10 protein-coding genes are annotated in these 10,300 nt (G+C 32.5%); 4 read left to right on the forward strand and 6 right to left on the reverse strand.

What is annotated here, in order from left to right:
- The 3 genes from I2F17_RS11610 to mobQ all read right to left on the reverse strand — a co-directional run.
- Nucleotides 1–915 (reverse strand): site-specific DNA-methyltransferase (locus I2F17_RS11610; protein WP_211140050.1); only part of this gene is annotated, 915 nt, incomplete at its 3' end.
- 80 nt (nucleotides 916–995) lie between these two features.
- Nucleotides 996–2,240, reverse strand: a complete 1,245-nt coding sequence (locus I2F17_RS11615; RefSeq protein WP_211140051.1) for a hypothetical protein — start codon at nucleotides 2,238–2,240, stop codon at nucleotides 996–998.
- Nucleotides 2,241–2,254: 14 nt separating this feature from the next.
- Nucleotides 2,255–3,394: a MobQ family relaxase gene (gene mobQ / locus I2F17_RS11620; RefSeq protein WP_211140052.1), complete on the reverse strand. Its 1,140-nt coding sequence runs from the start codon at nucleotides 3,392–3,394 to the stop codon at nucleotides 2,255–2,257.
- A gap of 228 nt (nucleotides 3,395–3,622) precedes the next feature.
- Here mobQ and I2F17_RS11625 point away from each other — a divergent pair, with 228 nt between their 5' ends.
- The 4 genes from I2F17_RS11625 to I2F17_RS11640 are packed head-to-tail and all read left to right on the forward strand — an operon-like array spanning nucleotide 3,623 to nucleotide 4,841.
- On the forward strand, nucleotides 3,623–3,922 hold the full coding sequence (locus I2F17_RS11625) for a mobilization protein (protein WP_211140053.1): 300 nt from the start codon (nucleotides 3,623–3,625) through the stop codon (nucleotides 3,920–3,922).
- A complete protein-coding gene (locus tag I2F17_RS11630) occupies nucleotides 3,919–4,200 on the forward strand; it encodes a BrnT family toxin (protein WP_196423896.1) in 282 nt (93 codons plus the stop codon). Before I2F17_RS11625 ends, I2F17_RS11630 begins: the two co-directional genes overlap by 4 nt.
- Entirely contained in the window at nucleotides 4,191–4,487 is a 297-nt protein-coding gene (locus I2F17_RS11635) for a hypothetical protein (RefSeq protein WP_211140054.1), read from the forward strand. Before I2F17_RS11630 ends, I2F17_RS11635 begins: the two co-directional genes overlap by 10 nt.
- Nucleotides 4,488–4,514: 27 nt before the next feature.
- Complete coding sequence (locus I2F17_RS11640; protein ID WP_196423894.1) at nucleotides 4,515–4,841, forward strand: HU family DNA-binding protein; 327 nt, start codon at nucleotides 4,515–4,517, stop codon at nucleotides 4,839–4,841.
- A 65-nt stretch (nucleotides 4,842–4,906) separates the two neighbouring features.
- Here the strand turns inward: I2F17_RS11640 and repM are convergent, their stop codons facing one another.
- The 3 genes from repM to I2F17_RS11655 form a co-directional block, all read right to left on the reverse strand.
- Nucleotides 4,907–5,896 (reverse strand): replication initiation protein RepM, encoded by a 990-nt coding sequence (repM, locus tag I2F17_RS11645; protein ID WP_211140055.1) that lies wholly within the window; start codon nucleotides 5,894–5,896, stop codon nucleotides 4,907–4,909.
- A gap of 627 nt (nucleotides 5,897–6,523) precedes the next feature.
- Nucleotides 6,524–9,145, reverse strand: a complete 2,622-nt coding sequence (locus tag I2F17_RS11650) for a DEAD/DEAH box helicase family protein (protein WP_211140056.1) — start codon at nucleotides 9,143–9,145, stop codon at nucleotides 6,524–6,526.
- A 2-nt stretch (nucleotides 9,146–9,147) separates the two neighbouring features.
- Nucleotides 9,148–10,300, reverse strand: a 1,153-nt coding sequence (locus I2F17_RS11655) for a site-specific DNA-methyltransferase (protein ID WP_211140057.1), incomplete at its 5' end; no start/stop codon positions are given.

Raw genomic sequence — 10,300 nt, forward strand, 5'->3', positions numbered from 1 at the left:
TTTTTTTTCTATTGATTTTGAATAGAAGTGTAGAACATCTACATTCCATGGCAAGTTTTTGGAAACTGTTTTTCCAGCATATGTTCTATGCCAATAAATTGAATTTCTAAAATTTTCACGCCCAAAAACACTATCCATTAATACTTTCAGATATGCCTGCTCATAATCATCTGTTTGAATGATGATAAATCCATCATTACTCAATAAATCTCTTGCTACTTCTAATCTATTTTTCATAAAAGTTAACCACGTAGAGTGATTAAAACTATCATTATATTTAAATCCATCATTACCAGTATTATATGGAGGATCAATATAGATAAGTTTTACTTTACCTTCATAACGTTCTTTTAATGAATGTAAGGCAATAAGATTATTTCCTTTAATGATTAAATTATCTTGGTCATTAAAATCAGTAATATCTTTTTCTACGCCATCTTTCGTATATCGTTTAGAATTGGTAAATACTTTTGGTGAAAACAAGCGATCAATTTCATCACGAGCTATCACTTCATTGTAATAAACTTCATCTTTTCCTTGATCTTCTTTGGTCATGCCACCTTCTAAAACACAATCTTTAAAAGGAAAATCTAAAACCACATCAGAACTATAATCTAAGTATTTTCCCTCACTGGTCAAGCCTACTTTATTACGATATTTCGTAAAACTATTGGCCCAATACTCTTTATATTTTAATAAGCTGGTGAGCTTATCAAAATCAAAAATCAACATACCGTCAATATCTGTGGCATATATTGATTTAATTTTTTCACTTGAAACTAAAGCTTTAATGACTTGTGCTTCTTTTTTTTGAATGGCATCAATTACTAAAGAGCGTTGCAAATCTTCTCCATTCCAAAATTCTGGAAATTGCTTAAAAATCGTTTTGAGCGTTTGAATTAACGCAGTATCCATAGTCTTATCTCGAATGCTAATTAATTTTGAAATGGCCGCATTATACGGACACTATTTTTTGAATATGATTAAACTTTGCTTTAATCAAGTGATTTACAGTCGAGGGTAATCTGAAATTGTGGAAACTTTTTTCTAACCTCAGTTATTGACTGTTTAGTAAATCTAAGAGAATCATTTTTAATTTCAAGCAACTTGGTATTGTCTGCCATGAGCTTCTGATTTTGACTGACCAGTGCATTATTAAAATCGGATATTTCTGAATATCGCTTTGATGCTGCGATATTGAAGCCAACCAAAACAATTAACACCACAAAAAGAATAGAAATGGTGTTTAGAGAAAAATACTTAATTGTCAGTTTGTCACATAAATTTCGATATAAAACTTCTTGTTTTTCTATAATTTTTTGAGTTATTCCTAAGCTTTTTTCGGTGTTTTTCTCTAAATTTGCAGTAATTTGATCATTTTTTTCATTAATTTTTTGCTCAACATTACTCATTTTTTTAAAAGATTGACTGATTTGATCATCCATTCTTTTAGAAATATCCATAATTTTTTGGTCAAATATTTCATTGATTTTAGCTGTTTCTGCATTTAGTTTTTCAATGACTTTCTCTTGGAACGTGGCACATGAATCATAGAGCTTATCCATGTTTTGTTTATTCTTTTCTTGCACGTCTAAAAATGCTTTATCAACACGCTTAATGGTAGCAGTCATTTTTTTATTAAAAGAATCAACACTTTCTTTAAAGTCGTCTAGGCTAGAATGATGCTGTTTTTTAATATTTTTTACTTTCTCAGTAAAATGTTCATAAGTTGTTAATGATTCAGCTATAGCGACTTCATTTGCTTTAGATATTTCAGAAACAAGCTGTTGATTCTGTTCTTTAAATTGATTAGTAAATTGTGTTGTGATGCTATCTTTAACATTAAGCGATATATTTTTAATCAGATTAGAGGCAATTAACTGACTACTTTCTTCAATTGTCTGAGACATGTATTTTGTATTGTGCTCAAGTGTGTCAATGCTGTTATTCACCTGTGTAGATATTTGCGTAATTTCATAATCTAAATGCTGAAGATTAGTTTGCTGTTTTTTGATATTGTCGCTGGACTGATGAACAACATTTACAAGATCAGTTAATTCAATGTTTGTTATAAAATTATGAATATCTGTTTTGACATTTTCTTGCGACTCAGTGATCTGAGTATTCAGTTCGTTCAGTAAATCAATATGCTGTATTTTTTCTTTCTCAAGTAATTGATAAAGTGACTGTAATGTAGTTGACATGGTTGTTAGCATGCTTGCAATGTGTTGTTCACTCATAGTGAATCCCCAGTTTAACAATCAAAACTTTGACTGTGATCTTTTGAATGTTGCTGTTGTTGCTCTGCTTGTTTCGGTTCAGGCTTTGGCCGTGCTTCAACCTCGTTTGCTACACTTTCATGCTTAACGCTTTGAGATCCAATCATTTCTTGTTCTTTTTTTGCAGCATTTGCTTGTTCTTCAATATTAGAGTTAAGCTGTGAAAATAGAGATTCCTTTTTAAATTTAGCAATACCTGCATTTAATTTGTCAAAGATATCTGTTTTATTATCTACTTTTTGCTGTTTAGCATTATTGATAATACGTTCAAAAGCTTTTTTATTTGCTTCACTCTTCATTTTTGACAGCAGTTGTTCTGTAGCCCTGATTTCAAGATTTAAATTAAAAGCTTTAATGGCATCGTTCTTTTTCGCTACATCAGGCAACATAATTTCAGACTTTCGTTCATTCACTGGTTTTTTATGTTCTCGTTCATATTGCCGACGCTTTGCTGTAACCGCAGGTCCTTCATGCTGTGTCGCTTGTTTTTCAATATTTTGTGCTGCATAACTCCGATGATCTACTTGTATGTCATCGAATCCAGCTTTTTGTAGATGATCATTGGTCAGTTTTGCAAAGTCTGCACGCCATTCATTGATGGTTTGACTGCCTTTTTCCTTGTTGAAGTCACGATACTTCTTATCTGAAAAAAGCCCTGTTTCTAAATCAACAGATCTGCTCGTAAACATAATATGAGCGTGATAGTTACGTTCATCAGAACCATTACTCGTGTGCGGTGCATGAATCGCAGCATCTACAATGACATTGTGCTTTTCGATCATTTGATTACAGAGATCATCGAGCATTTTTTTTCGTTGTTCTTGATTTAACTCAGCAGGAAATGCAATCTCAAACTCTCTAGCGAGTGTGGCATCTTTTCGATTTTCTCTTTTTTCAACGGCATTCCAAAGATCATTACGATCTAGTAGGGCAGGATTTGTATTTTCTGGTGCATAAATTTTTTCAAATTCAACCCCTCTTTTTTTCGTATAATCCTGTACTTTTCCATATTTATTATCAATCAATTTTTTCCCAGCACGATAAGCCGCACAAGCGACGGCACTACGACCATCGCTTCGACGAATTGCTTTAACTGAAAAATGATAGATTGCCAATTTTTTTACTCTTTAATTTTTACATTGTTAACCTATTAGCAGTGCTTTTGGGGTAAAGGGGTGAAACCCCTTTCGTGCTTACCATTGAAAAATATAACGCAGTTATATTTTTCAATGGATAAGTGCGCCCTTCGCTTCACTTGGGATTCTTTGAGTATCATATACCGTCTTGAACTTCTGTTCAAACGGGATTATGATCGAGAATAATTCCTCTACTTAATAACCACGATGACTACTGAAAAAAAAGTTGTTAAAAAACTCACATTAGATGAAAAAATTGAACAGCAAACTGAAAAACTAAAGCAGTTAAAGGCACAAAAACAAGCCATCGAAGCAAGAGAGAAAATTAAACAAAAAGAGCAAGACCGTAAAGATGATACTCGTAGAAAAATCCTACTCGGATCTTATCTATTAAAGAAAATGAAAAATGAAACCAATAAAGAAAAAATACTTGCTGATTTAGATGAATATTTAACTGAAAATCGTGACAGAATACTTTTTGGCTTAGATGAAAAGATTCAGTCATGAAGTATGAGTGGGATGAGGTTAAAAATCAGAAAAACCTAAAAAAGCACAAAATTAGCTTTGAAGATGCAATGCTTATATTTGCTGATCCGATGCTAAAAATTGTTCCTGATACAACAACCAATACACATGAAGAAGTGTATTTAGCGATTGGTAGTATGTTGGATAGTTACAATATTTTGCTTGTGGCACATACTTACAGAGATGAAAATGGTGAGGATATTACTCGCATTATTTCAGCACGAAAATTGAGTAAAGGTGAGGTTAGAAAATGGCGATAATCACTAAAACACTTGAAGAAGCTCTTGCTCAACAGGCATATCCTGAGCGAATGAAAGAAATTTCAGCAATTAAAGATGAAGATATCGACTTTTCGGATATTCCCGAATTAACGCAAAAAGATTTTAAGGCTGCGATTCCTTTTCAAGATTTTTTAGCCGCACGGAAAAGCAAAGATGTGTCAGTAACAGTCAATCAATTTAATCATTGGTTTGATACACAAGATAAATCAACTCAACAAACTGTTGAGAATATTTTACTGAGCATTATGAAGTTAAATACACACTAACTCAGCTTTATTGCTCAAGGATTAGTTATGAACAAAGCAGAATTACTGGCCAAGCTTGCTCCAAAACTTTATGTGACTCAAGATGAAGCAAGAGTCATACTCAATGCGGTTCTCGAAACGTTTGAAGAAAGCTTAGTTGAAACTAAAGATATTCGTTTAGTTGGATTTGGAGCGTTTACCGTAAAACAACGTGCAGAACGAATAGGACGAAATCCTAAAACGGGTGAAATCATTAAAATTGAAGCGAAAGAGAGTATCTATTTCAAAGCAGGCAAGGCTTTAGATGAAAAAATTAATGTAAAGCCTGAACCTAAGCCTAAGAAATCAAAAAAGAAGAAGAAAGATAAGTCGTAAAAAGCGACTTACACATTAAAGCCGATGTGTTTTTCTATACGAAGTTTCCACCCAACACATTGGCTTTACCCCTTTTTTTTAAAGCCAAGTTTTTCTAAGTTTTTCATATTTTTTTGTACAAAATTATGGTCAGATAGCTTTAGGATAAGTCGTTTTTCAAGGTCTGAATAGTCCTCTCCAGGCTCTGCATTTTTACTTGCAAAATCGTGATCATGAGCAAGTTTATGTGCAAAAAAGCTAATTTGTTTTTCAGTTAAATTAGTAAATAAATCAATGGTATTTTTATCTTTTAGGCTTCCTGATGGAACTTTTTTTGGATTTTTTTGCTTAAAACTAAATGAAAATCCTGTGATCGTCCGTCCTTGCTTATGCTGTTCATATTTAATTTTATAATCTGAAAACTGATTGACTTGTTCTACTGCAATATCTAATACACGCAACTTAAAGTTGGAAATAACCTTATATTGCTTTTTATCGACACCGAGTTGACCTCTCAGTTTCTCCATTTCAATAAACGGAATATGCCCGACACTTTCCCACTTCATTAATAATTCAAAAAGTCGTGTCGCATAGGTACTCGTGAATTCAACCGTCTGGGATAAGTAGTAACTTGTAAAGTATTCTTTGGAATTGGCAATTAAGCTAACTACATCATCTGTAAACTGAAAATGAAGTAATCCAAGTGCTTCAGTATAACCCGTCTTTTGCACCCACCTTGACTTCATCACAGTCGCAACGTCTGAACTCTTTAATTTTTTAGGTGGCTTAAAACTACTGTCTTGTCCAAAATCCAAACCATACAAAGTATAAGAAAAATAACGTAAGAATAAGCGTTCGGAAGCCTCTTTTAATGCTCTATATGCAACAGAGTTATGTACGCCAAATTGATCTGCATATTCAGAAGCATGGATGTTGAAGACCATATCACTTGTAATTTCTTGTCGTTTATTATTGGCCTTAACTAAAGCCAAGCCAATTAAACGCTGCTCTACAAGACTTAGCGTATAACTTGCATCAATTAATGCATTATTTTTAACTATAAGATCATTTGACATTTTTTTAATTACTATGTTTTTAGATGTAATTAATATTACTTCTATTATTGAAGTAAATCAATACTGCATAAACGTATAGATAAGACTGCATAAACGTATAGATAAGACTGCATAAACGTATAGATAAGACTGCATAAACGTATAGATATAGGCTTGTAAGACATTGATTACAATAAGGAAAAAATGGTCTAAAATTATTAAAATTATTAAAATTATTAAAAAAAGCATTTTTTATTTTTAAAGCTGTGGATAACTTCTTTATTTTCTAATTCAAATTTAATCTGAACTTTGAAATACCGAAAAAAGCGTAATCAAAGGGAAAAGCAAAAATACAATTTAGTTGTTTAGAGCATGTTCACTTTGATGAAAGTTTTAGCATCTAAAAACATATTTTTTATTTTTTATTAAACTTATTTGTTGAAATACAAACTAGATATAGTGTTTAAACGCAAAAAATAAGGGGTAGATTGAATAGTTTCTTTAAATCCGATGTTGGGTAGCACTTTAAATTTTAATGGGTCTTAAATCGCAAATTAGAGTATTTTAATTTTTTTATCGTTTATTTTGATTGAATACGAAAAAATAGGAAGGCTTAACCCTCCTATTTTAAAAAATATAGCTTCTGAATTAAATTAACAGAGATTGATCTTCAAGTTGTTTCCCATCGTATAATTTCTCTGAGAAATCTTGAATGAAAGATTGTCGTTGACTATCAGCAAAGAATTTTATTCCTATTAATCGTACATTCTCATCACCTTTAATCACGATTAAATTAGAATCATTGATTTCAGCCAACATATTTTCTTTCCATGCATCTTCTGTCAAACGATCATCACCTTTTGGCTCTAAAAAGACTTGATATTGAACATCATCTTTCGACTTATCCTTCATGAGCATGATAAAATCAGGCATAAATCCTCGAACACCATTGAACTCTGTGAGTTTAAAACGAGTGGTTTTTTCATCATTACGAATCACATAAATATCGTCATACTTGCCACGTAGCTTCTGCATAAATTGCTCTAGCAGCTTAATCATTCGATGCTCTAATTGATTTAAAATCGCTTGATCGTAAACGTACCATTTTTTACCAATGGTTTGTTCAGCAGTGATGCGTTGGTTTACTGTCATACTCGGATCAATATGTACACTATAATCAGTAATCACATCTTTAATAGGCTTGCTAACAAAGCGATGTGTACCTTTGAATTTCCGATAGTTACGACGCATATTTTCAGCAATTCGGCCTAAAGCTTTTTCTAAAAGCTGTAATTTTTCCTGCGGATCAAGTGCATCAAGAGTTACCGTGTTTGGTAAATTGACATTGATGGTTAACCCTCCTAAATATTGAGGATCAGATATAAATTGCTGAATCCCTTTTAACTTCGGAAAGTATGTTTTTAAGTTGCTAAATTCAAAAAAACTGATTTTTTGTAGTGCTTTAAACCAATAACGACGATCCAATTGTAAGGTTTGCGTATGCACTACTGTAGATTCGTTGGTAGTGAGGTTTTCAAGTCCAATCTCACTGGCTGTGTTATACGAAACCTCATACTGTTTTTCTAATGAATATGAAATCCATGAACGCTCTTGCTCAGTAATTTCTTTAACTTCATTGAAAAATAAATCCCCCTCTTTATAAAAATGAGATGCTTTAAAATCAGCTTTAAGATTTGCATGTTCAACTTTTCCGTTGCCATCTGTATCAGCCACAATATCTGCATTTTCTAAAGATGTATGCAATGTTTTTATATAAGATGGGTCATTGATCGTGTGGTAATGCAATTGCTCTAAGATGCTAAGATCATTGATACTTAAATCAAAACGACGGGTAAAGCTTTTTTCATCATTCAATACGAATGGATAATATCGTGCGCCACGACCAATAAGTTGTGCTTCGCTATCTGTTCCAGCTTTCGTTGACGATGCACTTTCACTGATTCTTACAATGTCGTATAAATTGAGAACATCCCAGCCTTCATTGACTTTTGCCACAGCAAAAATGAGTCGTATCGGATTGTCAGGTTGTTCTAAAGTATTTAATAGAACGGGATGCTCTTCTAAAATATCTGTTTTATTGACATTGAGAATATTTAGCTCGTTAAAGTCCTCTTGTATATTCTCAACGAGAGTCAACAAATCTTGTGCAAAGTAATGAGCAGTCGCTTTGTTCCAAATACTACTATTTGCTGTGATTTGTTTTTGTTTGTTGATCAGGTGATTTTTAACTTTTTCAGGCGTTAAATCACTAATAATTTGTATAAACTGTTCTTGTTTTGCTTTAGAAATCGCAATTTTATTTGATTTAAACAAAATGATGGGCTTAAAACCAAGGATGCCATGTTTAATCGCAATCATTTTTCGATATTGGCTGAGTAATACGGCATCCAACATTTTATCATCATCATGCTGATTTGCTTCTAAAAGCATCACTTTTTTAGAAAAACCATCCGTCATAAAGTGTTTTAAGTCATATTGATAAACGACTTTGTCCTTATACTTTTGGTAAATCTCTTTATTTTCTAAGTTAATCGTCGCAGTAAATTCCAATAAACGGTTCTTGTCATTTAATTTGACAATATTTTGAATCGTCCGCTCCCAAGTCAGCTCTTCATGCTCTTTTGAAGTTTTAGAATTTGATCTAGTCTGAGCGTTAAAGTGGTGTGCTTCATCCCCTAATAATACCAGCGGTATTTCAGCTAAATCTTCATAAGTAATACTATTTTCCTTATAACTATTTAACTCATCATGGATTTTATGAATGGTTGAAAGCTTTAGGTAAATCGTATTTTTATTCGGTTGTCTTGGGAAGTTGTCTACAGCTTCAATAACAATACGTTCACCATTAATTTCTAACGATGGCGTAAATAAATATTTAGGTGATGATACATTTAAAAAGTTCTCTTTGGTCTTTTGAATAATGGCATCAGTATGAACAAAGAAAAGGAAATTTTGATAGCCGTACTCTTTAAATAAATAAAGAATAGCACTAGCCATGACCATGGTTTTGCCAGAACCAGTCGCCATATTGAACAGTAAATGCTTAAAACGCACATCAGCCTCTTTATGGCTTTGTGCATAATGCATATAACGCAAAGCTTCTTCTTGATAAGAACGTAAAGCTTCTTTTAAGTTGGTCCTAACGTACTCTGGGGTCTGATAATTGCCTTGAAATAAGCCAAATTTATCAATTTTTTGAAATTCATGAAATAAAAGCTCTTGCTTAATTTTGATTGTATTCTTAGCCATGATCAATCCTTTTGATAAAAGCTAGTGGTAAATGCTTTATCTGATTCAGAGATTGCTAAGTTTTCATCATCCATTTCTGATGCATTGACATACAGTTGATTTTTATCAAGAACCTCAATTAAAAGCTGTTTTTGCTTAGATAGTTCAAGGTCATTAAACGATACAAAATGATCTATACCATCAATTTCATGTTCAGTAGATAAAACTTGATCGAGTGCAACTTGATAATTTAAGTGTGCTTCAGCTTTCATTACATCAAATATTTTTAATAATTCTTCTGTATTTTTAGCTTGTTCAATTTGATGAATAAAAAGATAGTTTAATTCCATTAACTCGGTATAAACAAAGCTTCCGCCACCTTGCCAATTAACAGTTTTAGAGATACCGCCTTGCTCACCCTCAATGACCTTTTGAAGTCGAGGAACAGTAATTCCATTGATATAATCCATCTGTTCAATGCCAATGTATTTACGTCCCATTTTATGGGCTACAGCCGATGTTGTGCCTGAGCCTAAATGGTAGTCTAAAACTGGGTCTCCCTCATGTGTAGTCAGTTCAATTATTCTTTGAATAAGTTTCTCTGGTTTTTGACCAGTTAAATTAAAACTTAGGTCGTTTGCTCGATTTAAATTACCAATATCATTCCAAAAATTATCGATTTGTTTTCCAATATCTAGTCTTTCAGCTAAAAAGTATTTTTCTCGAATTGTTTTATCTGTTATATAAAGCCGACCATCGTTTTCTAATGCTTTAAGCTTAGAAAATTTCATACGCCATCCTTTTTCTGGACACTTCCAAATTTTTCCAGTGTTATCCTCATAATCGTACGTCGTTTCTGGGCCTTTACCGCCAGTTTTCTGTAGGCTAACTGTATTATATTTTCCACGACCATCATTATCATCTTTATTATATGATGCTATATCTTTATCAGAAAGATTAGCGGTAACATTATTAATTTTTTTTTCTATTGATTTTGAATAGAAGTGTAGAACATCTACATTCCATGGCAAGTTTTTGGAAACTGTTTTTCCAGCATATGTTCTATGCCAATAAATTGAATTTCTAAAATTTTCACGCCCAAAAACACTATCCATTAATACTTTCAGATATGCCTGCTCATAATCATCTGTTTGAATGATGATAAATCCATCATTA

Source organism: Acinetobacter baretiae (genome assembly GCF_015627105.1).
In the GTDB taxonomy this organism is placed as follows: domain Bacteria; phylum Pseudomonadota; class Gammaproteobacteria; order Pseudomonadales; family Moraxellaceae; genus Acinetobacter; species Acinetobacter baretiae.

Excerpts from the sequence above, each read along its gene's own strand:
- I2F17_RS11640 (WP_196423894.1), top strand. The coding sequence starts at position 4,515 with ATGAACAAAGCAGAATTACTGGCCAAGCTTGCTCCAAAACTTTATGTG.
- repM (WP_211140055.1), bottom strand. The coding sequence starts at position 5,896 with ATGTCAAATGATCTTATAGTTAAAAATAATGCATTAATTGATGCAAGT.
- I2F17_RS11615 (WP_211140051.1), bottom strand. The coding sequence starts at position 2,240 with ATGAGTGAACAACACATTGCAAGCATGCTAACAACCATGTCAACTACA.
- I2F17_RS11625 (WP_211140053.1), top strand. The coding sequence starts at position 3,623 with ATGACTACTGAAAAAAAAGTTGTTAAAAAACTCACATTAGATGAAAAA.
- I2F17_RS11630 (WP_196423896.1), top strand. The coding sequence starts at position 3,919 with ATGAAGTATGAGTGGGATGAGGTTAAAAATCAGAAAAACCTAAAAAAG.
- I2F17_RS11635 (WP_211140054.1), top strand. The coding sequence starts at position 4,191 with ATGGCGATAATCACTAAAACACTTGAAGAAGCTCTTGCTCAACAGGCA.
- I2F17_RS11650 (WP_211140056.1), bottom strand. The coding sequence starts at position 9,145 with ATGGCTAAGAATACAATCAAAATTAAGCAAGAGCTTTTATTTCATGAA.